23 protein-coding genes, 1 other RNA gene and 1 other annotated feature are annotated in these 26081 nt (G+C 43.1%); of the genes, 21 read left to right on the top strand and 3 right to left on the bottom strand.

The features are described 5' to 3' along the window. Window position 1: 1 nt before the first annotated feature. Complete coding sequence (gene spoVB / locus EV579_RS08295; protein WP_044331610.1) at window positions 2–1552, bottom strand: stage V sporulation protein B; 1551 nt, start codon at window positions 1550–1552, stop codon at window positions 2–4. 116 nt (window positions 1553–1668) lie between these two features. Here spoVB and EV579_RS08290 point away from each other — a divergent pair, with 116 nt between their 5' ends. The 8 genes from EV579_RS08290 to dtd all read left to right on the top strand — a co-directional run bounded on the left by EV579_RS08290 (window position 1669) and on the right by dtd (window position 11120). Further along, window positions 1669–1965, top strand: a complete 297-nt coding sequence (locus tag EV579_RS08290; RefSeq protein WP_003216788.1) for a post-transcriptional regulator — start codon at window positions 1669–1671, stop codon at window positions 1963–1965. Between the two features lie 41 nt (window positions 1966–2006). Continuing rightward, on the top strand, window positions 2007–4235 hold the full coding sequence (gene secDF, locus EV579_RS08285; RefSeq protein ID WP_133744252.1) for a protein translocase subunit SecDF: 2229 nt from the start codon (window positions 2007–2009) through the stop codon (window positions 4233–4235). 187 nt (window positions 4236–4422) lie between these two features. Further along, a complete protein-coding gene (locus tag EV579_RS08280) occupies window positions 4423–4911 on the top strand; it encodes a cation:proton antiporter regulatory subunit (protein WP_024423136.1) in 489 nt (162 codons plus the stop codon). 101 nt (window positions 4912–5012) lie between these two features. Beyond that, window positions 5013–5363, top strand: a complete 351-nt coding sequence (locus EV579_RS08275; protein WP_103131890.1) for a LapA family protein — start codon at window positions 5013–5015, stop codon at window positions 5361–5363. A gap of 81 nt (window positions 5364–5444) precedes the next feature. Further along, window positions 5445–7769, top strand: a complete 2325-nt coding sequence (gene recJ, locus EV579_RS08270; RefSeq protein WP_133744251.1) for a single-stranded-DNA-specific exonuclease RecJ — start codon at window positions 5445–5447, stop codon at window positions 7767–7769. Between the two features lie 23 nt (window positions 7770–7792). After that, window positions 7793–8305 carry an adenine phosphoribosyltransferase gene (locus EV579_RS08265; RefSeq protein ID WP_024423133.1) on the top strand — a complete coding sequence of 171 codons (513 nt, stop codon included), beginning with the start codon at window positions 7793–7795 and terminating at the stop codon, window positions 8303–8305. Between the two features lie 142 nt (window positions 8306–8447). Continuing rightward, complete coding sequence (locus tag EV579_RS08260; RefSeq protein ID WP_024427858.1) at window positions 8448–10658, top strand: RelA/SpoT family protein; 2211 nt, start codon at window positions 8448–8450, stop codon at window positions 10656–10658. An 18-nt stretch (window positions 10659–10676) separates the two neighbouring features. Further along, the gene (gene dtd / locus EV579_RS08255; RefSeq protein ID WP_024423131.1) at window positions 10677–11120 is read left to right on the top strand and encodes a D-aminoacyl-tRNA deacylase; all 444 of its coding nucleotides are present in this window, start codon (window positions 10677–10679) and stop codon (window positions 11118–11120) included. A 97-nt stretch (window positions 11121–11217) separates the two neighbouring features. On the opposite strand, the gene EV579_RS08250 is transcribed toward dtd, so the two are convergent. Further along, the gene (locus EV579_RS08250; RefSeq protein ID WP_044331620.1) at window positions 11218–12798 is read right to left on the bottom strand and encodes an N-acetylmuramoyl-L-alanine amidase family protein; all 1581 of its coding nucleotides are present in this window, start codon (window positions 12796–12798) and stop codon (window positions 11218–11220) included. 137 nt (window positions 12799–12935) lie between these two features. Between EV579_RS08250 and EV579_RS18980 the strand changes: the two genes are divergently transcribed. The 5 genes from EV579_RS18980 to EV579_RS08230 all read left to right on the top strand — a co-directional run bounded on the left by EV579_RS18980 (window position 12936) and on the right by EV579_RS08230 (window position 17659). Continuing rightward, window positions 12936–13106 carry a YrzK family protein gene (locus EV579_RS18980; protein WP_003216250.1) on the top strand — a complete coding sequence of 57 codons (171 nt, stop codon included), beginning with the start codon at window positions 12936–12938 and terminating at the stop codon, window positions 13104–13106. 58 nt (window positions 13107–13164) lie between these two features. After that, window positions 13165–13403: a binding site (T-box leader), on the top strand. 73 nt (window positions 13404–13476) lie between these two features. Beyond that, window positions 13477–14751 (top strand): histidine--tRNA ligase, encoded by a 1275-nt coding sequence (hisS, locus tag EV579_RS08245; protein WP_044331622.1) that lies wholly within the window; start codon window positions 13477–13479, stop codon window positions 14749–14751. A gap of 18 nt (window positions 14752–14769) precedes the next feature. Further along, entirely contained in the window at window positions 14770–16548 is a 1779-nt protein-coding gene (gene aspS / locus EV579_RS08240; RefSeq protein ID WP_133744250.1) for an aspartate--tRNA ligase, read from the top strand. A 73-nt stretch (window positions 16549–16621) separates the two neighbouring features. After that, window positions 16622–16802: non-coding RNA, 6S RNA (ssrS, locus tag EV579_RS08235), on the top strand. A 92-nt stretch (window positions 16803–16894) separates the two neighbouring features. After that, a complete protein-coding gene (locus EV579_RS08230; RefSeq protein WP_024423127.1) occupies window positions 16895–17659 on the top strand; it encodes a tRNA threonylcarbamoyladenosine dehydratase in 765 nt (254 codons plus the stop codon). Between the two features lie 33 nt (window positions 17660–17692). Here EV579_RS08230 and EV579_RS08225 read toward each other — a convergent pair whose 3' ends face one another. Continuing rightward, on the bottom strand, window positions 17693–18958 hold the full coding sequence (locus EV579_RS08225; protein ID WP_044331684.1) for a replication-associated recombination protein A: 1266 nt from the start codon (window positions 18956–18958) through the stop codon (window positions 17693–17695). Between the two features lie 208 nt (window positions 18959–19166). Here EV579_RS08225 and cymR point away from each other — a divergent pair, with 208 nt between their 5' ends. From cymR to EV579_RS08185, 8 genes are all read left to right on the top strand, one after another. Further along, window positions 19167–19586, top strand: a complete 420-nt coding sequence (gene cymR, locus EV579_RS08220) for a cysteine metabolism transcriptional regulator CymR (protein ID WP_024423125.1) — start codon at window positions 19167–19169, stop codon at window positions 19584–19586. An 18-nt stretch (window positions 19587–19604) separates the two neighbouring features. Continuing rightward, window positions 19605–20747, top strand: coding sequence for a cysteine desulfurase family protein (locus EV579_RS08215; protein WP_041086402.1), 1143 nt, complete (start codon window positions 19605–19607; stop codon window positions 20745–20747). A 94-nt stretch (window positions 20748–20841) separates the two neighbouring features. Further along, complete coding sequence (mnmA, locus tag EV579_RS08210) at window positions 20842–21960, top strand: tRNA 2-thiouridine(34) synthase MnmA (protein WP_073206480.1); 1119 nt, start codon at window positions 20842–20844, stop codon at window positions 21958–21960. 60 nt (window positions 21961–22020) lie between these two features. Beyond that, a complete protein-coding gene (locus tag EV579_RS08205) occupies window positions 22021–22674 on the top strand; it encodes a tetratricopeptide repeat protein (protein WP_025092425.1) in 654 nt (217 codons plus the stop codon). A 19-nt stretch (window positions 22675–22693) separates the two neighbouring features. Then, window positions 22694–25078 carry an SF1B family DNA helicase RecD2 gene (gene recD2 / locus EV579_RS08200; RefSeq protein ID WP_133744249.1) on the top strand — a complete coding sequence of 795 codons (2385 nt, stop codon included), beginning with the start codon at window positions 22694–22696 and terminating at the stop codon, window positions 25076–25078. Between the two features lie 73 nt (window positions 25079–25151). Next, the gene (locus tag EV579_RS08195; protein WP_133744248.1) at window positions 25152–25670 is read left to right on the top strand and encodes a PRC-barrel domain-containing protein; all 519 of its coding nucleotides are present in this window, start codon (window positions 25152–25154) and stop codon (window positions 25668–25670) included. 13 nt (window positions 25671–25683) lie between these two features. Continuing rightward, a complete protein-coding gene (locus EV579_RS08190; RefSeq protein ID WP_003216308.1) occupies window positions 25684–25875 on the top strand; it encodes a hypothetical protein in 192 nt (63 codons plus the stop codon). 20 nt (window positions 25876–25895) lie between these two features. Beyond that, on the top strand, window positions 25896–26027 hold the full coding sequence (locus EV579_RS08185) for a YrzQ family protein (RefSeq protein ID WP_003216198.1): 132 nt from the start codon (window positions 25896–25898) through the stop codon (window positions 26025–26027). The last annotated feature ends 54 nt before the right edge of the window (window positions 26028–26081 follow it).

Here is a 26081-nt window from a genome sequence, read left to right as displayed (position 1 = left end):
GCTAAAACAGCTTCCCAATGAACGGGATGCGGCGCAGCTCTTCTCGTTTCACTAGACCTAGGCAGATTAATAGAATGACATACAGCGTGCACGTAACAAAGATGAGTGTTACAAGTTCAATAGGAGCAGAAAAGAGTTCATTTACTTGAGATTTCAGCCAAAGGCTGACAGCACCTGTACTGATAATCACAAGGACGCATAGTCCATATTCCTTTAATGGTAAATGAATAGGCAGCACCTTTCCAACAGTTGCCGCATGGAGCAGTGTGACAAGGATAATGCCGATTAATATCGCCAGTGCAGCGCCCATAATGCCAAAGCCTGGCTGAGAAGCAAGAACAAAAATCATCCCTGTTTTTACAATAGCGCCAATCAGGCTGTTGGTCATCGCCGCACCAGCTAAATTGAGTGCTTGAAGCACGGCTTGAAGGGGCCCCTGAAAATAATATAGAAGGAAAAATGGCGCCATGAATTTCACATAAATGGCCGCGTGTGATGAACCATACATAAAGAGCGTTAAATCTTCGGCGTAAACGAAAAGAATAATACATGAAATGCCTCCGCTGAGTAAACATAGGCGCATCGCCTGCTTCAGACGGTATTCGACCGTTTTACGTTTGTTCTGCTCCATTCCTTCACTGATCGCCGGAACTAATGCAGTGGAGAGTGAATACGTAATAAAACTAGGCAGTGTCAAAAGGGTCAGAGCAAGCCCAGTCAACTCCCCGTACTGTCTTGTCGCCTCTACAGCCGCATAACCAGCAATAGCAAGACTTTGCGCGACAACAATCGGTTCTAAAAACCACGAAATATTCCCGATAAAACGGCTGCCTGTTGTTGGCAGGGCAATGCTCATTAGCTGCTTAAATGTGTCCTTCCCGTCATGAATCGCCTTAAAAAATCGTTTTCGAATACGAATGGTCTTTTTATAGCGAAAGGCGATCAGTAAGTAAGCAAGGGAAATCATCTCTCCAATCACAGATGACACCATCGCACCTGCTGCCGCAAATTCAATCCCGTAAGGAAGGAAAGCCGTTGTACATACCGCCACTAGCGAAATTCTTGCGACCTGCTCCAGAACTTGAGACATCGCAAGCGGACTCATTTGCTGTCTGCCCTGGAAATAGCCTCTTAACACACTGGAAATGGCGATGACTGGTACGACAGGTGTAATGGCAAGCAGTGGATAGACCGTTCGAGGATCAGTCAGCATATTTTCTGCCATGATGGGCGCAAACCATAAAAAAAGCGGCGTGAATATCAGGCTGAGTGTTCCTGTTATCGCAAGGGACATGACCAGAATACGTTTTGTTTTCTGTTTGTCACCCCGGGCTTCTGCTTCTGCAACAAGCTTACTAATAGCGACAGGCAGTCCGAATTGCGTGAGCGTCACGGCGAGAAAAAAGGTAGGTGCAGCCATCATATAAAGCCCGACCCCTTCTTCGCCAATGAACCTCGCAATGACAATTCGATTGACAAAACCCAATATTCTCGTGATAAAACCTGCTAAAATTAAAATGATGGTCCCCTTTAAAAACGTTTGCTTCGTCAAATCACAGATCACCTGCCTTCTCAAACGACATAGAATCATATACAATAAGATATGCGTGTATATCGTCCAAGCATGACAAGTCTCTCGATAAAAAACTGAAAAGGGGGAGCTACGCAATGACACAACACCCAGCAGCTATATACAAAGACCATTTAAAGCCTTTTCTGTTCAGTAAGCTTGAAGAATTCATCGTTTTGGGCTATAAAGATGTAGATTTAGAGGAATTATGGTCATACTTAGAGAATAAGAAGTGGAAGAAAAAACAAGAGTATCCGATTCATGAAATGGTTGCAGATATTTTATCTGTGAAAATAGGCGAATTTATGAACTATGCAACCGTTCAGTCGTTTAAAACGTCTGCTTTTTTGGACAGTGAAGATGGCAAGAATATGCTTGATGAACTGTTGAAATAAGCCATCTTAATGGATTTAGGTGTTTAAGGAGGAAATACATAATGAAAAAAGGGCGCATTCTTGCGTTTTTCTTAGTGGTTCTGTTAATCGGAACTGGCGTAGGCTTACTGACAAAGCCTGTTGCGAAAGATATGACGCTAGGGCTGGATTTACAGGGTGGATTTGAAGTCCTGTATGATGTACATCCAGTGAAAAAAGAGGACAAGATCACAAATAGTGTTCTCGTTAGTACTGTGGAGGCTCTTAACCGAAGAGCGAACGTGCTTGGTGTAAGTGAGCCGAACATCTCGATTGAAGGCAACAACCGTATCCGCGTGCAGCTTGCGGGGGTAAAAGATCAAAACAGAGCTAGGGAGATTCTTTCCACTGAAGCCCAGCTATCCTTCAGAGATACGAATGATAAAGAACTCCTTAACGGGGCTGATCTAGTCGAAAACAGTGCAAAACAAACATTCAGTCAAACGAATGAGCCAATTGTGACGGTTAAACTAAAAGATGCGAAAAAATTTGGTGACGTCACAAGAAAAGTAGCAGCGATGGTACCAAATAATCAGCTTGTCATTTGGCTTGATTACCAAAAAGGAGATTCCTTCAAAAAAGAAGTCTCAAAATCAAACCACAAGTATGTATCTGCACCAAATGTGAATCAAGAGATTAACAGCAGTGACGTACAAATTGAAGGGAAATTTACTGTCCAAGAGGCAAAAGACCTTGCAAGTATTTTAAATGCTGGTGCATTGCCAGTGAAATTAACTGAAAAATATTCCACATCTGTAAGTGCACAGTTTGGTGAACAAGCACTGAATGAAACAGTGTTCGCAGGAATAGTAGGAATCGCATTTATCTTCTTATTCATGCTGTTTTATTACCGATTACCTGGTCTTATAGCTGTCATCACACTTTCAGCTTATATCTACATTACGCTGCAAGTGTTTGACTGGATGGGCGCGGTTATGACACTGCCTGGAATTGCCGCACTCATTTTAGGGGTAGGAATGGCTGTCGATGCCAACATTATTACTTATGAACGGATCAAAGAAGAACTGAAGCTCGGCAAATCTGTTCGTTCTGCTTTCAGATCAGGGAACCGCAGATCATTTGCAACCATCTTTGATGCAAACTTAACAAGTATTATTGCCGGCGGAGTGCTGTTCTTCTTCGGGACTAGCTCTGTAAAAGGATTTGCAACAATGCTCATCCTCTCGATTTTAACAAGCTTTATCACGGCTGTATTCCTATCGAGATTCCTTCTTGGACTGCTTGTAGAGAGCCGCGCGCTCGACCGCAAAAAAGGCTGGTTTGGTGTCCGCAAAAAAGACATCATGAGTATTCATGAAACTACAGAAAATACCGAACCGAAAACGCCATTTGATAAATGGGATTTCGTCAGCAAACGTAAAGGCTTTATGATTTTCTCCATAGCTGTTACTATTGCGGGAATCATCGTCCTTTCGATCTTCAAGCTCAATGCTGGTATTGACTTTGCTAGTGGAACGAGAATTGATGTTCAAAGCGATCACAAGCTGACCACTGCACAAGTAGAGCAAGACTTTAAAAAGCTTGGTCTTGAGACGGACAGTGTCGTGTTATCGGGTCAAAAAGAAAATCAGGCAGCCGCACGATTTGTCGGTGTGCCAAACAAAGAAAAGATTGCTGAAGTAAAAGATTACTTCAAAGATAAATATGGCACTGAGCCGAACGTAAGTACAGTGTCTCCGACTGTCGGAAAAGAGCTTGCCCGTAATGCATTATATGCCGTTATTATTGCTTCAATTGGGATCATTATATATGTATCCATCCGCTTTGAATATAAAATGGCGATTGCGGCGATTGCCTCATTGCTGTACGATGCATTCTTTATTGTCGCCTTCTTTAGTATTACGCGCTTAGAGGTGGATGTCACCTTCATTGCCGCGATCCTCACAGTCATTGGATACTCGATCAACGACACGATCGTTACCTTCGACAGGGTTCGTGAACAAATGAAGAAACGTAAACCGAAAACCATTGAAGATCTATCGTACATTGTGAACTTAAGCTTACAGCAAACCTTTACGCGATCTGTCAACACGGTGCTGACTGTAGTTGTCGTTGTGATCGCACTGCTTATCTTCGGATCAGCGTCGATTACAAACTTCTCCATCGCCTTACTTGTCGGCTTATTAACAGGGGTATACTCATCCCTTTACATCGCGGCACAAATTTGGCTGATGTGGAAAGGCCGTGAGCTGAAAAAACCAGCTAAGATAGATACAGATCAAGATATTTAATCTAGAAAGACTGCCTTTTTCGGCAGTCTTTTTCTATCGTTTTTCCCGAAAAGTAGACGCTTTGAAAAAACATTTTGGGTTTCATTGATCTTGAAATGGTCTTTTGCTATAATGACTTACGTTTAGACCAGTATAGAAAGCAAGTGTCTGTTTAGGGCATTTGGCTTTATTCATTGGAGGGGCTGTTATGAAGGTTCGGGAAACTGAACTGCCAGGTATCGGTCATAAAGCCGAAATGATCACAAGAAATAATGAGAAGCTTGCCATCATTACACATGATGACGGCAGAAGAGAAATGTATCATTTTCAGGAGGACGACCACGAAGAAACGATTTCTGGCATCCTGCTAAACGATGAAGAAGCAAGACAAATCGCGGCTATTTTAGGCGGCATGGTCTATAAGCCGAAAGCGCTTGAAACCGTAGAGGTAGCCATTGATGAACTGGTGATTGAATGGTTTAAAATTGAAAAGAATGCACCAGCTGTTCAGAAAAGCATCGGTGACCTCAATGTTCGCCAAAACTATCAAGTAACAGTCATCGCCATTGTGAGAAAATCACATGAGAAGATTTTAAATCCAGGACCAGATACCATCATCGAAGAAGGGGATACCCTTGTCATTTCTGGAGAAAGAAAAGAATTAAAGAATCTGATTAAAGAAAAACTCAGCAGCTGATCATGCCCATGCTGATAGGTTTTCTTCCACTGCTTTCTATCGGTGTTTAAAAAAGGCAGTGAAAAGGGAAGAATAAAAGAAAAAGCTTGGGGGATTTGTAGATGAACAAACAACAATGGACCATCATACTCGCATTTATTTTCGTATTAATTGTCTCAGTATTTGCCGTGATTAATGTACGGCCTGTCGAGGTACACTACTTATTTGGAACGGCTGAATGGCCGCTGATCCTTGTCATTATCGGTTCAGTTTTAATGGGCGGACTGATTGTGGCATTTGCAGGGATCTTCCAAATTGTGAAACTGAAACGTGAACTAAAAGCATTAAAATCTGAGCGTGCAGCCGCTGCACCTGCTGCTTCGACGAAAAAGGCAGACAAAGACCTTCAAAAAAAATCTCATGTCACGCCTTTAAAAGAACAGCCAGCATCATTTGACCGGAAGGAAAAATAATCTTCCAGCACAATTTCATAAAATAAAAATTGAAACCCCTCAGGCTACTCTAGTATAATAGTGTGGTTGAGGGGTGAATTTATGTTATTATCCAAAATGCGCTGGGAATATGAACATCCAAGCGAAGAAAAAGTGAAATCACTCTCTGAAAATCTGAATATTTCAGCGCTGACTGCATCGCTTCTCGTAAAAAGAGGACTTGAAGAAGTAGAAGAGGCGAGGTCTTTTTTATTTGATCAAAAAGCCGAATTTCATGATCCATTCCTATTAAAAGGAATGAAAGAAGCAGTAGAGCGCATCAACAAAGCGATCGAAGAGCAGGAATCGATTGTGATCTTCGGAGACTATGATGCAGATGGTGTGACAAGTACGTCTGTACTTTTACATACATTAAAAGAGCGGTCTGCGATAGTAGACTTTTATATTCCAGATCGATTTAAAGAAGGCTATGGGCCTAATGAACAGGCATTTCGATATATCAAGGAGCAAGGAGCATCGCTTGTCATCACGGTCGATACAGGCATTGCTGCTGTCAATGAAGCACGTATTGCAAAAGAAATAGGGTTAGACCTAATCATTACAGATCACCATGAACCAAGTGAGGAGCTTCCTGAGGCACTTGCCATTGTCCATCCTAAGCAGCCGGGCTGTGAGTATCCCTTTAAAGAACTTGCTGGTGTAGGTGTCGCGTTTAAAGTGGCGCATGCACTTCTTGGGAAGCTGCCAGTTCAGCTGTTAGATCTTGCAGCCATCGGGACAATCGCGGATCTCGTACCGCTTCACGATGAGAATAGATGGCTCGCCAAAAAAGGTCTTGTGCAGCTTCGGCAGTCGAATAGACCGGGACTGAAAGCGTTATTGAAAGAAGCGGGAGCCACTTTAGAAGAAGCGAACGAGGAAACGGTCGGCTTTCAAATTGCGCCAAGGCTGAATGCTGTTGGGCGAATTGAACAGGCAGATCCAGCCGTTCATCTTCTGATGACTGAGGATAAGGATGAAGCAGAAGAGCTCGCTCGTTTTGTCCAGGAACTGAATAAAGAACGACAAAAGATTGTCAGTACGATCACAGAAGAAGCCATTCAAATGGTGGAAGAGGCAGGTGATGACCAGTCTGCGATTGTTGTAGCGAAAGCTGGCTGGAATCCGGGCGTTGTCGGAATTGTTGCCTCTAAATTGTCGGATACTTTTTCTCGTCCGGCGATTGTGCTTGGAATAGATGAAGAGACGCAAATGGCAAAAGGATCAGCCCGGAGTATTCCTGGTTTCGATCTATTTTTTCATCTAAGCAAATGCCGCGACATCCTGCCGCATTTCGGCGGGCATCCGATGGCAGCAGGGATGACACTTCGGGCGGATGATGTATCTTTACTAAGGGAAAGATTAAATCAATATGCAAATGAAACATTGACGGAAGAAGATTTTATTCCAATTCAGCGGGTCGATGCCGTGTGCAAGGTAGACGAATTGACGGTTCAAGCGATTGAAGAAGCGGGGATGCTGTCACCATTTGGTATGTCAAACCCAAAACCGTTCATTATGATTGAAGATGCGAAGCTTGAAGATATCCGAACGATTGGGGCAAATCACAACCATATTAAAATGTCTCTGAAAGACGAAGACACGCTGCTTGACTGTGTCGGCTTTCACCAAGGGAAATTAAAAGAGGAAATTGTTCCAGGAAGCCGCATTTCTGTGATTGGAGAAATGTCTGTCAATGAATGGAATAACCGGAAGAAGCCCCAGCTGATGTTAAAAGATGCACGAGTTGATGAATGGCAGCTGTTTGATCTGCGCGGGAAAAAGGATTGGGAGAAGAAAGTTTCGACACTTGATTCAGAAAAATCATTGGTTGTCTGTTTTGATGAAGCAACAAAACAGGACGTCGATCTCCCCATTCATCATGTTCGTGCAGAAAATGTATCAACATTTGATGTACAAGGAAAGTATGTGGTCTTTGCAGATGTTCCCGCAGATGAGCAATTGCTGAAGCAGCTTTTAGAAAATCAAAAGCCTGCGAGAATTTATACGGTTTTTCAAAGAAAAGAAGATCATTTTATGTCCTCTTTCCCAAGCCGTGACCAATTCAAATGGTTTTATGGGTTCTTGTTTAAACGGGGAAGTTTTCCTATCAAAGAACAAGGAATGGAGCTTGCCAAACATAGAGGCTGGACAAAAGATACAATCATTTTTATGACAAAGGTGTTTTTTGAACTCGGTTTTGTTAAAATAGAGAATGGTGTGCTGTCAATAGTACTTGATGCCCCTAAAAAAGATTTAACGGCGTCTGCGTCCTATACAGCAAAACAACGATTGATGGAACTCGATCAAACACTAACATATTCCTCAGCTAAAGAGCTGAAGGAATGGCTGAATAGCATGATGAGCGAAGTCTCACCTGTGCTTTGACGTACGAGGAGGAAAAGGAAAAGATGGATTTAAAACAATATGTGACAGTTGTACCTGACTACCCAAAGGAAGGTGTACAATTTAAAGATATTACAACGTTAATGGATAAAGGCGAAGTGTACCGTTATGCAACGGATCAAATCGTTGAATACGCGAAGGAAAGAGACATTGATCTCATTGTTGGACCTGAAGCGCGTGGATTCATTATTGGCTGCCCTGTAGCATACGCACTTGGTGTAGGTTTTGCACCGGTTCGTAAAGAAGGAAAGCTTCCTCGTGAAGTCATTAAAGTCGATTACGGCTTGGAATATGGTAAAGATGTATTAACGATTCATAAAGATGCGATTCGTCCTGGTCAGCGTGTCCTGATTACAGATGACTTACTGGCAACTGGTGGAACAATTGAAGCGTCCATCAAGCTTGTAGAGGAATTAGGCGGCGTTGTGGCAGGGATTGCATTTTTGATTGAGCTGACGTATCTGGACGGCAGAAAGAAGCTTGACGGCTACGACATCATGACGTTAATGCAATACTAATGGAGTTTTTCGTAAAAAGCACTCAGTAAGAAGGGTGCTTTTTTCCTATCAAAAATCTTTTAGCGGACTTCTTCTCTTTACATCTATCGAATTTTTCTTGATAATAAACTACAATACAGTTTTCATTTAAAAAGGTGATTCCATGGCGAACGAACAAGTTTTAACGGCGCAGCAGGTCATTGACAAGGCAAGAGAATACCTGTCCGCTGAACATATTCAATTTATAGAGCGAGCATATGAATATGCTGAAAATGCACACAAGGAGCAATACCGGAAATCTGGTGAGCCCTATATTATCCATCCAATTCAAGTGGCGGGTATTCTTGTTGATCTTGAAATGGACCCATCAACCATTGCAGGCGGTTTCCTGCACGATGTAGTTGAGGATACAGATGTGACATTACAGGATTTAAAAGAGCATTTTAACGAGGAAGTAGCAATGCTTGTTGATGGTGTCACAAAGCTCGGGAAGATTAAATATAAATCACAAGAAGAACAGCAGGCCGAAAACCATCGAAAAATGTTTGTTGCAATGGCGCAGGATATTCGCGTGATCTTGATTAAGCTGGCAGACCGTCTTCATAATATGAGAACGCTCAAACACCTTCCGCAGGAAAAGCAGCGGAGAATTTCAAATGAAACACTTGAAATCTTTGCACCGCTTGCGCACAGATTAGGGATTTCAAAGATTAAGTGGGAGCTTGAAGATACAGCACTCCGCTATTTAAATCCGCAGCAATATTACCGGATTGTGAATCTGATGAAGCGCAAACGAGCGGAACGTGAGGAATACTTGGACGAGGTTGTCAATGAAGTAAAAGACCGCGTGTCTGAGGTGAACATCAAGGCTGAATTTTCTGGCAGACCAAAACATATTTATAGCATTTATCGCAAAATGGTCTTGCAAAATAAGCAATTTAATGAAATTTATGATTTGCTTGCCGTTCGTATTTTGGTCGACAGCATTAAAGACTGTTATGCGGTGCTCGGAATTATCCATACATGCTGGAAGCCGATGCCAGGCAGGTTTAAGGATTATATTGCGATGCCAAAGCCGAACATGTACCAGTCTCTTCATACAACGGTGATTGGGCCAAAAGGTGATCCGCTTGAAGTTCAAATCCGTACAGTGGAAATGCATGAAATTGCAGAATACGGAATTGCGGCACACTGGGCATACAAAGAAGGCAAAGAGTCAGCAGAATCAACGGAAGAAGCGGTCTTCCAGAAGAAGCTCTCTTGGTTTAGAGAAATTCTTGAATTCCAAAATGAATCCACAGATGCAGAAGAATTTATGGAGTCGTTAAAGATCGATCTCTTCTCTGATATGGTGTTTGTGTTTACGCCAAAAGGAGACGTCATTGAACTGCCGTCGGGCTCAGTTCCGATTGATTTCTCTTACCGGATTCACTCGGAAATTGGGAATAAAACGATCGGTGCCAAGGTCAATGGCAAGATGGTCACACTCGATCACAAACTAAAAACAGGTGACATTATTGAAATTCTGACATCAAAGCACAGCTACGGGCCAAGTCAGGATTGGGTCAAACTTGCCCAAACCTCCCAAGCGAAGCACAAGATCAGACAGTTTTTCAAAAAACAGCGCCGTGAAGAAAATGTCGAAAAAGGCCGAGAGCTCGTGGAAAAAGAAATCAAAAACCTTGAGTTTGATGTGAAAGACATTCTGACCGCTGAAAACCTGCAAAAAGTGGCTGACAAATTTAATTTTTCAAACGAAGAGGACATGTATGCAGCTGTTGGATATAACGGCATTACTGCACTGCAGGTCGCCAATCGTTTAACGGAAAAAGAAAGAAAACAAAGAGACCAAGAAGAGCAAGAGAAAACCGTTCAAGAAGTGACGGTGGAACCAAAGACGTATCACGGGAAAAAACGGGAAGCTGGCGTAAGGGTCAAAGGGATTGATAACCTGCTTGTCCGCTTATCTAAGTGCTGTAATCCTGTTCCTGGTGATAGCATTGTCGGTTTTATTACGAAGGGCCGAGGTGTATCTGTTCACCGCGAGGACTGTCCGAACGTAAAGACAGGAGAAGCGCAGGAGCGGTTAATTCCGGTCGAGTGGGAGCATGAGCAGCCTGCTCAAAACCGTAAAGAATACAATGTGGAAATTGAAATATTAGGATATGATAGACGCGGCTTACTCAATGAGGTGCTTCAAGCAGTCAACGAAACCAAAACGAACATCTCCTCTGTTTCTGGGAAGTCTGATCGTAACAAAGTGGCGACGATCCATATGGCGATCTTTATCCAAAATATTAACCATTTGCACAAAGTGGTCGAACGCATAAAACAAATCAAAGACATTTACTCTGTTCGCCGATTCATGAATTAGAAAGGAAGTATATCGTCTATGAGGCTTGTGGTGCAGCGTGTGACAAATGCATCTGTGAAGGTAGAAGAAGAGATCACAGGTGCCATAAGCGAAGGTTATATGGTGCTTGTTGGTGTCACACACGAAGATACAGAAGAAGATGTGCTTTACTTAGCTGAAAAGCTTGCACATTTACGTATTTTTGAAGATGAAAACGGGAAAATGAATCGTTCATTATTGGACATAAAAGGAAGCGTTCTGTCTGTATCTCAATTTACCCTTTATGGTGATACGAGAAAGGGCAGACGGCCGAATTTTATGAAAGCCGCCAAGCCGGATGCAGCCAATTCGCTTTACGAATGTTTCAATAAAACCCTTAGAGAAAAAGGCATCCATGTCGAAACTGGCCGTTTTGGTGCGATGATGGACGTGTCATTGACCAATTCAGGACCGGTCACGATCTTGATGGACAGCAAAGAATAGATTCTTTTTAGACTGTAGATGAACTCATGCGGGAGTTTGTTTAGAGTCTTTTTCTTTTGCGGTCAAACAAAAAAGAGGCGCAGAGGCCTCTTTCTTTTTAACGGAAATATTGTTTTAATCCTTCAGTCATTCCTTCTGTGACTCGTTCTTGGTAAGAGGCGCTATAAATGATCGCTTCCTCCTGAGGGTTGCTTAAGTACCCGAGTTCATATAAAAGGGAAGGGCGTTTGTTTTCTCTTAAAACAAAGTAATCTCCGAATTTGACACCCTTATCAGGGATTTGAGAGCGTTTTGCGACTTCGGAATGAACGCTTGACGCTAACTGCTGATCTTTTGCTGCGTGATAATAATACGCAGTACTTCCTCTAACACTTTGGTCCATAAAACTATCATAATGAAGACTAATAAATGCATCTGCATTTCGATAATGAGAGGTGGCCACCCTTGATTGAAGGCTGATAAAGGTATCATCACTTCTTGTTAAATATACATTTGCACCAGAAGCCCTTAATTTGCCTGCCAGTAAATTGGCGGTTTTGATGGTGATGTTCTTTTCAAATGCACCATCTGCGCCAATCGTGCCGCTGTCTTTTCCGCCATGACCAGGATCAAGAACAATCGTTTTTCCTTTTAAAGAACCAGTTCCAGACGATGAATCCTGCTGAGGTCTTGGCGCTTCGCTGCTATTTTTCTTCGTTTGAACGACCCAGCTCGCCACGTAGCCAGTTCCGCCGTTTGATAGTGTCACCTCGTACCAGTCACCTTGCGTCCGAACGATTTGATAGGCAGCTCCTTTGGTGGCTCTTTCTGCAATCCCAGCAGAGGTAGAAGCGCTTTTTCGAATGTTGGTGCCGTCATAGACAATGTACGCTTTTTGCTCAGAAGCCGAAGAGGATGAACTCTTTTCAGGTGCAGAGCCTGCTCCTTTGCCTGTGACAATGTAATAGCTTGCAACCCAGCCTTTTACGCCTTTCCCCTCAATTTCATACCAGCCGTTCTGCTCTCGCAAAATGGTGATCTGTGTGTTGCGGGCAAGTGAAGCGATGACTTGTGCATTTGGTGCGGCCGATTGCCTCACATTCAAGCTCGATACGCCAACTGTGCCTGTCTGGTTAGAGCGAGAGGACTCGCCGGAACTTGATTGAGAAGTTTTCTGCCCCCCTGAAACATAATCAGAGTGAACCCAGCCTTCTGCTTGTTTATACGAAATTTTCGTCCATTCGCCGCTTGTCTCGAGCTTTTTAGCGGTAGCGCCTTGCGGGAAAGTACCGATCACTTGATAGGAAGTCCCAGGGCCTGTCCGGATGCGAAGATCGGAAGCTGTTGATGTAATTGTACTGCCTCCAGCCGTGCTTTGACCTTGCGCCTTTGGCTTCGTGGATTTTTGAGCGCCGGATGATGTGGTAATCAGCCATGAGACGACCCAGCCTTTTTGTCCGTTTGATAATTGGATCTGCACCCATTCTCCTTGTTCAGTGAGAATAGGATAACTTTCGCCGCGTTTCACAACAGCTGCAATTCCATAGCTTAAACCAGGGCCCGTTCTCACATTGATTTCATCTGTTGCGACAATAGCTTGATCTGTTTGTGCTGTAGCATGTGTCATAGGCAAAGAACTCGCGATGAGAACAAAACAAGTAAGCAGCATCATCATTTGATTGTGTTTTTTCAGATTCAAAACGGTGTTTTCCCCTCCCTTGTAAAACCGATGAATGTTAATTCGTTATGTAGTGGATGAATTCCTTGCAGTTTCCCTAATAAAAATGAATCAATCTGTTTATACTAAATAAAAATGTGATAAAAGGATGTACAAACATGAGATTAAGCAGAAAATTAGGACGAGTGCAATATAATGGACATCGTGATATCGACCGCTGGCAGCACGACGAAATGGATCAGCCAGGCTTCCTTGAAGAGACCGCATCTGAATACGGATGTACGTCAAAAGAAGAGCTGGAAAAGAAAAAGAGGCACGGCAAGGGTTGACAGAGTGGCAGCACCGACCTTATTATAATATAAATCAACACACTTGAAAATTTAAAATGTGGAACTGATGATAGAGAATAGTAGGGTAAATTGCGTGAGCAGAGAGGACTCGCCTTAGGCTGAAAGCGAATCCGCATGGCATTTATCACGAAAGAACACTCTGTAGGTTTCCTGCTGAACGCTCTGAAAATGAGTCAATAGGCGGAGAACGTGAATCTGCGTTAAGGATTTGAGCGGGAACATGCTTATTCATGTTCCAACTAGGGTGGCACCACGGGTATAACTCTCGTCCCTACTATACACATAGTAGAGGCGGGGGTTTTTTATATGTCCACATAAAAAATGAATGATGGTCGTAGGAGGACGAAAAATGAGTTTTAATATTCCAAGAGGCACACAGGATATTTTACCTGGAGAGTCAGAACGCTGGCAGTATGTTGAACAAATTGCGAGAGATACATGTGCAGCCTTTCAATACAAAGAAATCCGCACACCGATTTTTGAGCATACTGAGCTGTTTGCACGGGGAGTAGGCGAATCAACTGATATCGTTCAAAAAGAGATGTACACATTTGAAGACAAAAAAGGACGCAGCATCACACTTCGTCCAGAGGGAACAGCTTCAACCGTCCGTTCTTATGTTGAAAATAAATTGTTTGCACAGCCGGCTCAGCCAACAAAGCTTTATTACATCGGACCAATGTTCCGCTATGAACGTCCGCAAACAGGAAGATATCGTCAATTTTATCAATTTGGGATTGAAGCGATTGGTTCCAAGGATCCTGCTATTGATGCAGAGGTCATTTCGCTTGCGATGAGTGTGTATGAGAAAGCAGGTCTTTCTAACTTAAAGCTCGTCATTAACAGCCTTGGTGACAAAGAGAGCCGTGCAGACTACCGCACAGCACTGGTCAAGCACTTTGAGCCAAGAATTGAGGAATTCTGTCACGACTGTCAAACGCGTTTACATCAAAATCCACTGCGCATTCTTGATTGTAAAAAGGATCGTGATCATGAACTGATGACAACAGCTCCATCCATTCAAGATTTCTTAAATGAAGAATCGCGGACGTATTTTGAAAAGGTCAAACAATACTTATCAGATATAGGCATTGAGTATGTCGTCGATCCAAATTTAGTACGCGGTCTTGATTACTACAATCACACAGCATTTGAGATCATGAGCAATGCAGAAGGCTTTGGTGCGATTACAACATTAGCTGGCGGCGGCCGTTATGATGGACTCGTTGAAGGAATTGGCGGTCCTGAATCCCCAGGGATCGGATTTGCGATGAGTATTGAGCGTTTCCTATCAGCGATCGATGCTGAAGGAATTGAGCTTCCTCTCCAGGATGGTATTGATCTATACATTGCTGCTCTCGGAGATGAAGCGAAGGATTATTCTGTTTCATTATTAAACCGTCTGAGAAAAGAAGGTATCTCAAGTGAAATGGACTATACAGGGAAGAAATTAAAAGGACAATTTAAAGCGGCTGATCGATTAAAAGCCAAATTTATTGCAGTTCTTGGTGAAGATGAGCTAGCGCAGCAAATTGTGAATGTGAAAGATACAACAACGGGTGAACAAATTGAAGTGAAGCTTGATGAGCTGATTCAAATGTTGAAGGCCCACCAGAAAGCGTAAAGAAGGAGTGGAATGTTTGTGTTTGGTAGAACTTTTTATTGTGGAGAAGTAACAGAAGACCAAATTGGTCAGTCAGTTGTATTAAAAGGATGGGTTCAAAAAAGGCGTGACCTAGGCGGATTAATCTTTATTGATTTGCGCGACCGTACAGGGATTGTACAAGTTGTCTTCAATCCAGACTTATCAAAAGAGGCGCTTGAGACAGCAGAATCAATTCGTAATGAATATGTCCTTGATATTAAAGGAACGGTTGTCGCAAGAGAAGAAGCAACGATCAATCCAAATTTAAAAACGGGCAAAATTGAAATTCACGTCGAAACGGTCACCGTTTTAAATGAAGCGAAGACTCCTCCATTTGTGATTTCAGATCAAGCAGACGAGGTATCAGAAGATGTTCGTTTAAAATATCGTTACCTGGATCTTCGCCGCCCTGCAATGTTTGAAACAATGAAAATGCGACATGAAGTCACAAAAGCATTCCGCCATTTCTTAGACGACAACGGCTTTCTAGACATTGAAACACCAATTTTAACAAAAAGTACGCCAGAAGGTGCGCGTGACTATCTTGTTCCAAGCCGTGTACACGAGGGAGAATTTTATGCACTGCCTCAGTCTCCGCAATTATTTAAACAATTGCTGATGGTTTCTGGGATGGACCGTTATTATCAAATTGCCCGCTGCTTTAGAGATGAAGACTTGCGTGCTGACCGTCAGCCGGAATTTACACAAGTCGATATTGAAATGTCCTTCATGAGTCAAGAGGACATCATGACGCTTGCTGAAGAGATGATGGCGAAGGTGATGAAAGATGTCAAAGGCGTAGACCTTACATTGCCATTACCTCGTATGACATATGATGAAGCGATGAATTCCTATGGATCTGATAAGCCGGATACACGTTTTGAGATGAAGCTAGTGAACATTTCAGACACAGTAAAAGACTCCGATTTCAAAGTGTTTAGCGGAGCTGTGAAAAATGGTGGAGCTGTGAAAGCCATCAATGTAAAAGGGGCTGCAGCGAACTACTCAAGAAAAGACATTGATGCACTTGGTGCATTTGCAGCGAACTACGGTGCAAAAGGTCTAGCTTGGCTAAAAGCAGAAGGAACTGAATTAAAAGGTCCGATCGCTAAATTCTTTGATGAAGCAAAGCAAGCTGAATTAAAGGAACAGCTGCAAGTTGAAGAAGGCGACCTTTTACTCTTTGTTGCAGATAAGACGTCTGTTGTCCATGATGCGCTTGGTGCACTTCGCTTAAAACTTGGTAAAGAGCTTGAACTGATTGATGAGTCTGTATTTAATTTCTTATGGGTTGTCGATTGGCCGCTGCTTGAAAAGGATGAAGAAGAAGGCCGCTTCTATGCTGCCCATCATCCATTCACAATGCCGGTTCGCGATGATCTTGAATTAATTGAAACAAGCCCAGAAGACATGAAGGCCCAGGCTTACGATCTTGTGCTGAATGGCTACGAGCTTGGCGGAGGTTCTATTCGTATTTTCGAAAAGGACATTCAAGAAAAGATGTTTGGCTTACTTGGTTTTTCAAAAGAAGAGGCTTACGAACAATTTGGCTTCCTGCTGGATGCGTTTGAGCATGGTGTTCCTCCGCATGGCGGAATCGCGCTTGGGCTTGACCGTTTAGTGATGCTGCTTGCAGGCCGCTCTAACTTAAGAGATACGATTGCATTCCCTAAAACGGCAAGTGCGAGCTGCGTTCTTACAGATGCCCCTGGCCATGTAAGCGAGGCGCAGCTTGATGAGCTGAGTTTAGCGATTAAAACAAAAGTAAAACAGTAAAATAGGCGCATGTTTATAGGTATGTAAACGCTTGAAAAAGAAATATGCCTATGATATGCTTTCATCAATAAATAAAGTCCTGATACGTACGGTGGTTACCTAGTTTTGACCGAACATTTTTTTATACGGGAGCTTGCCTTTCCTTTCTGCATAAATGCCTCTTTAGAGGACTTATAAAGTCAGGAAGAAAGCACCCACCTGCATGGTGCGGGGTTCAAAACGAAGGAAATGCTGGCGGCGTCATCGGGACTTTTTTGTGTTTTTTTCTTTTAGAGAAGGATGACGGAGAAGTCTGAATATGATATGATTCTTTCGATTCATTTTAAATAAAGGTGGAGTGAGGCACTTGTTACATCAGTTTTCAAGAAACGAGCTTGCCATTGGCAAGGAAGGCTTAAATATACTAAAAAACAGTACAGTTGCAGTGCTTGGTGTGGGCGGCGTTGGTTCATTCGCAGTAGAGGCACTCGCGCGTTCAGGCGTTGGCCGTATTGTTCTTGTTGATAAAGATGATATTGATATTACAAATGTAAACCGTCAGCTTCCAGCATTGCTATCAACAGTTGGCCAGCCAAAGGTTGACTTAATGCAGGCGAGAATCGCTGATATTAATCCAGAATGTGAAGTTGTTGCCCTGAAGATGTTTTATACAGAGGAAACATACGAGCAATTTTTTGAGTATCCGCTTGATTATGTCATTGATGCCTCAGATACCATTCACTATAAAATTCATTTAATGAAAGAGTGTCTGAAACGAGGTGTGAACATCATTTCAAGTATGGGAGCTGCGAACAAAACAGATCCGACACGCTTCAAAATTGATGATATTTCAAAAACACATACTGATCCTATTGCAAAAGTTGTGAGAACACGTTTGCGTAAGGAAGGGATTCGTAAAGGAATTGAAGTCATTTTCTCTGATGAAAGTCCAATTGTCATTCGCGAAGATGTCAGAAAAGAAGTTGGAAATGATGAAGCGAAGATTCGCAAGGCGCAAATGCCGCCATCATCTAATGCGTTCGTTCCGTCTGTTGCCGGACTGATCATGGGTGGTCATGTCATTATGAAGCTTTTAAAAGATATTCCGATTACACGTGTGAAGGATAAATAAACAGCCCGCCTGCTAACATGCAGGGGGCTTTTTTTATTTCTGGCGTTTTAAATTTTCATAGACCTGTTTCAATGCACCTTCAAATTTTCCGGTTTGTTTCGGTACATAGTATTGCTTGTTTTTCAGCGGATCAGGTAAATATTGCTGCTTCACCCAGCCGTTTTCGTAATCATGTGGGTATAAGTAATCGACGCCTCTTCCGAGTGCTGTGGCGCCTTTGTAGTGAGCATCTTTTAAATGAACTGGAACTTCTCCAATTTTCCCTGTACGAATGTCACCAAGTGCTGCATCAATCGCTTTATATGCCGAATTAGACTTAGGAGAAAGACACAGCTCAATCACTGCGTTCGCCAGCGGAATTCGTGCTTCTGGGAAACCGATTCTTTCTGCTGTTTGCACTGCGCTTAACACGCGGGGGCCTGCCTGCGGACTGGCTAAGCCAATGTCCTCGTAAGCCATCACGAGTAATCTTCTGGAAATGCTTTCAAGGTCTCCTGCTTCGATCAGTCTAGCAAGGTAATGCAGCGCCGCATCTGTATCAGATCCCCTAATGGATTTTTGAAAAGCCGAGAGGACATCATAATGAGCATCACCATTCTTGTCATGTGAGAAGCTCTTTTTTTGTAAGCATTCTTCTGCTGCGGCAAGAGTGATTGTGATATGCCCTGTCTCATCAGCTTTTGTCGATAAGACAGCGAGCTCGAGTGCATTTAAAGCAGAACGCACGTCTCCTCCGCACCCATTGGCAAAATGATTCATCGCTTCATCGTCCACTGTCACCTCATAGCCGCCAAGCCCGCGATGCTCATCCTGTAAGGCTCTTGTTAACGCAGCTTTGATTTGCTCTGTTTCAAGCGGCTTCAGCTCGAATATTTGTGTCCGGCTTCGAATGGCAGGATTGATCGCATGATAGGGATTAGCCGTCGTTGCCCCAATTAAAATGATCATGCCATTTTCTAAATAAGGAAGAAGAAAATCCTGCTTTCCTTTATCAAGCCGGTGGACTTCGTCTAAAATAAGGATCACCTGGCCGCTCATTTTCGCTTCAGCGGCAACAGCTTCCATATCCTTTTTGTTATGAATGACCGCATTCAGCGTTCGAAAAGCAATGCTTGTACTGCCAGCAATCGCGGTTGCAATCGATGTTTTGCCGATGCCCGGCGGTCCATATAAAATCATCGAGGATAAATGTTTTGCCTCGACCATTCGCCTAATAATTTGACCTTCTCCAACAAGATGCTCCTGCCCAATAATGTCTTCAATATGACTTGGGCGCATCCGGTACGCTAAAGGTTTCATAATTATCTCTCCTATAGCAATGTCTTGTTTGTATAGAGTACCGAAAATTCTTCAAATAGAAAAGGGATTCGTCTTTCTATCATGCTCAGAACCCGTAAATGAAAGTTGGCTGAAAGTATGATATAATTGCTTTTGGTCTATATATCAGCGTATATGAAATCAGAAAAATAATTGATGACATAGAATAGAAAACGCAGAGGTGTTTAACTTGAAAATATCAACTAAAGGCAGATATGGTCTGACGATCATGATCGAATTAGCCAAAAAACATGGCGAAGGCCCTACATCATTAAAATCAATCGCTCAAAACAATGATTTGTCTGAGCATTATTTAGAGCAGCTTGTATCACCACTCCGCAATGCCCGTCTTGTAAAAAGTATCCGAGGAGCGTATGGCGGCTATGTTCTTGCACATGAACCAAACGAGATCACAGCAGGTGATATTATTCGTGTATTAGAAGGACCCATTAGTCCTGTTGAAGTCATCGAAAACGAAGAACCAGCAAAGCGTGAACTATGGATTCGTATTCGTGATGCAGTAAAAGACGTACTAGACAATACAACTCTTGAAGACTTGGCAAGCTACACAGATGACGGGGATCAAGACTCGTATATGTTCTATATTTAGATCAGAGGTGTACCGGAAATGGAACGAATCTATTTAGATCATGCGGCCACAACGCCGATGGATCAGCGTATTGTGGACAAGATGATGCCGTACTTTACAGAGATATTTGGCAATCCCTCTAGTATTCATTCATATGGGCGCGAGGCAAGAAAGTGGCTCGATGAAGCAAGAGAAGTCATTGCAGGAGAATTACACTGTAAACCGCAGGAGATCATCCTCACAAGCGGTGGAACCGAGGCGGACAATCTTGCAATTACAGGTGTTGCCATGGCAAGACAGCATGAAGGAAAACATATCATCACAGTGAAAACAGAGCATCATGCGGTGCTGCATACATGTGAACGCCTAGAAAAACTAGGATTTGAAGTGACATATTTAGATGTGGACGAAACAGGATTGATTCATCTTGATCAATTAAAACAAGCATTGAGAGATGATACGATTCTTGTGACCGTCATGTACGGCAATAATGAAACAGGTGTGATTCAGCCAATCAAAGCCATTGGCGAACTTCTGCGTGATCACACGGCTCATTTTCATACAGACGCAGTGCAGGCGTTTGGCACAGTGCCCATTGATGCAGCAGATCTCCATATTGATCTTTTATCTGCTTCTGGCCATAAGCTGAATGGTCCGATGGGAACAGGTTTTTTATATGTAAACGAAGGCGTGAAACTTTCTCCGCAAATATTCGGAGGCGAACAAGAAAGAAAGCGCCGTGCTGGCACTGAAAATGTGGCAGGAATTGTTGGGCTTGCAGAAGCTGTTCAATTAACGAAGCAAAATAGAAGAGAAAAAGCGATGCATTATGGTAAGCTCAAAGAAACCATGCTGCAAGTATTTGAAGAGGAATCTCTCAATTTCTCTATCAATGGACATCCGAAAGAGACATTGCCGCACATTTTAAATGTTCATTTCCCGGGCGTCTCCATTGAATCGCTGCTTGTGAATTTAGATATGGAAGGGATTGCTGTTTCAAGCGGATCGGCATGTACGGCTGGATCTGTCCTTCCTTCGCACGTGTTAAGCGCCATGTATGGCGAAGAAGCAAAAGAGCTGACGTCCTCAGTCAGAATAAGCTTCGGTCTTGGGAATGAAGAGGATCATGTGAAGCAGGCGGCACGTAAGATAGCGGCTGTTGTCAAACGCCTAGCCAAATAAATGCTTCCTTTTGTTCGTGTGTGAAAAATGAAACAGCGAAGCACCTGAAGAACGAAACGCGCATGTTGTTTCATTGAAATTGGAGTTGATGAAGATGACAAAAAGACCAGAAGATACAAGAGTTGTGGTCGGTATGTCCGGAGGAGTCGATTCATCAGTTGCCGCTCTTATGTTAAAGGAGCAAGGCTATGATGTCATCGGCATATTTATGAAAAACTGGGATGACACTGATGAAAATGGTGTTTGCACAGCAACGGAAGACTATGAGGATGTCATCCGCGTATGTAACCAAATTGGAATCCCTTATTATGCAGTGAATTTCGAGAAGCAATATTGGGACAAAGTGTTTCAATATTTTCTTGATGAATATAAAGCGGGCAGAACGCCAAACCCAGATGTCATGTGTAACAAAGAAATTAAGTTCAAGGCATTCCTTGAGCATGCACTTTCACTTGGAGCGGATTACTTGGCAACAGGACACTATGCCCGTGTTGACAGAACAGGCGATGAAGTCAAAATGCTGCGAGGTCTTGATGCAAACAAAGACCAAACGTATTTCTTAAATCAGCTGACACAGGAACAACTTGATAAAGTCATGTTCCCAATCGGTGATTTAGAGAAAAAAAGGGTTCGTGAATTAGCTAAAGAAGCAGAGCTCGCAACAGCAGAGAAAAAAGATTCAACTGGTATCTGCTTTATCGGAGAAAGAAACTTTAAAACGTTCCTTAGTCAATATTTGCCTGCACAGCCTGGTGTGATGCAGACAATGGACGGAGAAGTAAAAGGGGAGCACGATGGACTGATGTATTACACGATCGGTCAGCGCCAAGGACTTGGCATTGGCGGCAGCGGTGATCCTTGGTTTGTCGTTGGAAAAGACTTGGAGAAAAACATCTTGTTTGTTGAACAAGGCTTCCACAATCCACTTTTATACTCTGAAAGCATTTCAGCCGTTAATATCAGCTGGACTCGTCCTCATATTGTCGGAGAAAACGGTGAATTAACGTGTACAGCAAAATTCAGATACCGTCAAGAAGATCACCATGTGAAGGTCAAAATGACAGGTGAGCAAGAAGCGATGGTTATTTTTGATGAGCCTGTTCGTGCTGTTACTCCGGGACAAGCGGTTGTTTTTTATGATGGTGACGAATGTCTTGGCGGCGGTACAATTGACGATGTCTTCAAAGATGGTCAAAAGCTGTCGTATGTGTAGCATGTTTTCAAAACCTCAACGTCGCTGTTGAGGTTTTTTAATGAAAGGATGAGAGAGCGAATGAATCATAACGAAATCGGCATAGAAGCCTTGAATCAAGGGAATATCGAAAAAGCAGCTGAAGCTTTTACAAAAGCGATCGAAGAAAGCCCGAAGGACCCGGTTCCATATATTAACTTTGCGAACTTACTTTCAAGTATCAATGAATTTGAACGTGCTTTAAACTTTTTTCAAAAAGCAATTGAACTTGATCATACCGCAGCTGCAGCCTATTACGGGGCAGGAAATGTGTATACATTAAAAGAAGACTTTATGAAAGCGAAAGACTACTTTGAACAAGCACTAAAAGCGGGCATGGAAAATAGTGATTTGTTTTATATGCTTGGGCAGACGCTCATCAAATTAGAGCAGCCAAAGCTTGCGATGCCATATCTTCAGCGTGCCGTTGAACTAAACGAAGAGGATAATGAAGCAAGATTCCAATTTGGCATGTGTTTAGCCAATGAACACATGCTGGAGGAAGCGGTGACAACTTTTACTGAAGTCATCACGCGTGATCCGCAGCATGCAGATGCCTTTTATAATTTAGGGGTTGCGTATGCGTACTTAGAGAAAAAAGACGAAGCACTTGAGATGCTGGGTAAAGCCATTGACGTGCAGCCTGACCATATGCTGGCACTACATGCGCAAAAGCTGATTCAAGAGGCAGAATAGATGGAAGGAGGGAAGACCTGTGCAGGAACATCCAGATCAAATGAAGCTTGAGGACGAACCATTTTTAAAGGGGACCATTCAAGCCGTTATTTTCCATAATGAAAGTAATTTATACTCGGTGTTAAAGGTAAAAGTCATTGAAACATCGGAAAACTTAGAGGAAAAAACAGCATCTGTCACAGGCTACTTCCCAGCACTTCATGAGGAGGAAACCTACACCTTTTATGGCAAAGTCACGAGCCATCCGAAATTTGGTGAACAGTTTCAGGCCACTCATTTTCAAAAGGAAGTACCGACAACGAAGCAAGGCATCATACATTATCTCTCAAGTGATTTATTTGAAGGGATAGGGAAAAAGACGGCGGAAGAAATCGTGGGGCAGCTTGGCAATCAGACGCTTCATAAAATTATGCGTGACCCAGCTGTTTTGTATGATGTACCGCGCTTATCAAAAAAGAAGGCGGATAAGCTGGCCGCAGCGCTTCAGGAGCATCAAGGGCTGGAACAAATCATGATCAGCCTGAATCAGTATGGCTTTGGTCCGCAGCTCAGCATGAAGATTTACCAAGTATACGAGAGTGAAACGCTGCAGAAAATCGAGGAAAATCCCTATCAGCTCGTTAAGGATGTTGAGGGGATCGGATTTATTAAGGCGGATGAGCTTGGCGCTAGAACAGGCATCTCAGGAAATGACCCAGAACGGATTCGCGCCGCCTTGCTATATACAGTGGAGACAGCCAGTCTACAGGACGGTCATACGTACATACAAACGAAAGATTTGATCGTCGAAACCCGCAAGCTGCTCAACCAAACCGGCAATGATTACAAAGTGACTGAAATGGATGTTGCCAATCAGATCATTGCACTTGGCGAAGGAAAAGAAATGATCATTGAAGATGACCGCTGCTATCATCCATCCTTATTTTATGCGGAGCAAAGTGTCGCCAAACGCATTCAAAAAATCGTCTCCCAAACAGAATATGCAGATCAATTTCCTGAATCAGAATTCCTGCTAGCACTTGGCGAGCTGGAGGAGCGGTTAGGCGTCCAATATGCACCGACGCAAAAGGAAGCGATTCAAAAGGCACTCATGTCCCCGATGCTGCTTTTAACAGGCGGGCCTGGAACAGGGAAGACGACGGTCATTAAAGGAATTGTCGAGCTTTACAGTGATCTTCACGGTGTTTCTCTTGATCCGAGTGATTATAAAAAAGATGAATCCTTCCCATTTGTGCTTGCGGCACCAACTGGACGGGCGGCTAAACGGATGACAGAATCAACAGGGCTTCCAGCTGTCACCATTCACCGGCTGCTAGGCTGGAATGGTTCGGAGGGCTTCTCTCATGATGAGGAACAGCCGATTGAAGGAAAGCTTGTCATCATTGATGAATCAAGTATGCTGGATATTTGGCTGGCGAATCATTTGTTTAAAGCGATTCCTGATCATATCCAAGTGATTATGGTAGGGGATGAACATCAGCTGCCATCTGTCGGACCAGGCCAAGTTTTACGGGATTTACTTGCCTCAAAAGCCGTGCCGGCTGTTACCTTGACAGATATTTACCGGCAGGCAGACGGCTCAACCATTGTTGAACTTGCACATGATATGAAAAATGGTGTGCTGCCAAAGGATATCACTGCACGCTCAAAGGATCGGTCCTTCATTCAGTGTTCAGCCGATCAAATGAAAGAAGTCATTGAGAAAGTTGTCAGCAATGCTGCTCAAAAAGGGTTTTCGGCAAAGGATATTCAAGTGCTGGCACCGATGTATAAAGGAAAAGCAGGCATCAATGAGCTCAACAAAATGCTGCAGCACATTTTGAATCCTAAAAAACCAAAGGGCAGGGAAATCCCGTTTGGTGATGTGGTGTACCGGACAGGTGATAAGGTGCTTCAGCTTGTGAATCAGCCGGAGAACAACATTTTTAACGGCGATATCGGTGAAATTGTCTCGATTTTTTATGCAAAAGAAAATACAGAAAAAGAAGACATGGCTGTGATCTCCTTTGATGGAAATGAAATCACCTTTACAAAAAAAGATTTTCATCAATTTACACATGCTTATTGCTGCTCCATTCACAAATCACAAGGAAGTGAATTCCCGATTGTTGTGCTGCCAGTCGTGAGGAGCTACTACCGAATGCTTCGGCGGAATCTGCTGTACACAGCCATTACACGCAGTAAAAAGTTTTTAATACTGTGCGGCGAGGAATCAGCGCTGGAGTGGGGCGTGAAAAACAATGAGGATTCCCTCAGACAAACGTCCTTAACGATGCGGCTAGTGCAAACCGAACAAATCATGGATGCAGAACTTGAAGCGCTCCAAAAACAGCTTCCGTTTAGCGTACATGACGCAAATATTGGCATGGAGGGAATCACTCCGTTCGATTTTATGCATGAGTAGAAGGCTTCCATATGGAAGCCTTTTAGCGTGAAAAGAGTTTCTCCCATTCCGTTCATGGAAGCCATTTCTTCGTATGAGTCATGAAGCAAACGCACACGCTAAGACTGTTCCGCAAAAGGTGGTTGAGCACATTTTGAGAACATGCCGAGAACTTGAAGGAATGACGATCTATACAGATGAGCTGTCCCAATCGCTTGGTTCCATAAAAGATATTTGCTTTTTAGCCGGAGGTAGCTGCGGAGGATATGTGTTAGAGGGGAAAAAGAAAGACTGTGCACTCGTTCCATTTTCTGCTTTTGATCAGCTGACAGACAAAGGTTTGTATGTGAGCTGCCAGGAGGGAGTGGGCATGGATTCCTCTGCTCCATTCTTGTTATTTTCGAAATTAAAAAAGAAAATGTTGCAGTCGCCTGATGGTGAAAATTTAGGCATTTTGGAAGATGTATACTTTTGCTCAAATTCGGGCACAATCGTAGCATATGAACTCTCGGACGGCTTCTTTACAGAGCTATCAGGGATTCGGAAACAGCTGCAGGCTGCCGGAACCTTGATGAACGTTCAAAAGGAAGCACTGGTTCTAAACCGAACGTAAAGAGGTGCTGATTATGCTCATTTGCCCAAATTGCAAATGTAAAGACATCGGAAAAATTGGGGTCAATCAATATTATTGCTGGGGCTGTTTTATTGAATTGACGCTGTCAAAAGGCAAAATATCTACACACCAAGTGGAGGAAGATGGGACACTAAGCAGCTTAGATGATCTGTTTAGTGACGATGAACGTTCAATTCAACTATAAGTGTTAAGGGGGAATTTCGAATGGGCAAAATGACTTCTTCACTATTAACGCTTGGTGCAGGTGCACTCGCATATCATTTTGCAAGCCGATATGATATGCCATCAAAGCGGGATATGAAAAAGCTAAGAAAACGTGTTATGAGAATGATGTAAACAAAAAGGGCTAAAATGATCTTCATTTTAGCCCTTTGTTTTTTTCAGCGTGAT

This window comes from Bacillus sp. BK450 (assembly GCF_004364885.1).
Taxonomy (GTDB): domain Bacteria; phylum Bacillota; class Bacilli; order Bacillales; family Bacillaceae; genus Bacillus; species Bacillus safensis.
Note: the sequence above shows the minus strand (reverse complement) of the source record. Positions and strands in the feature narration are given on the sequence as shown.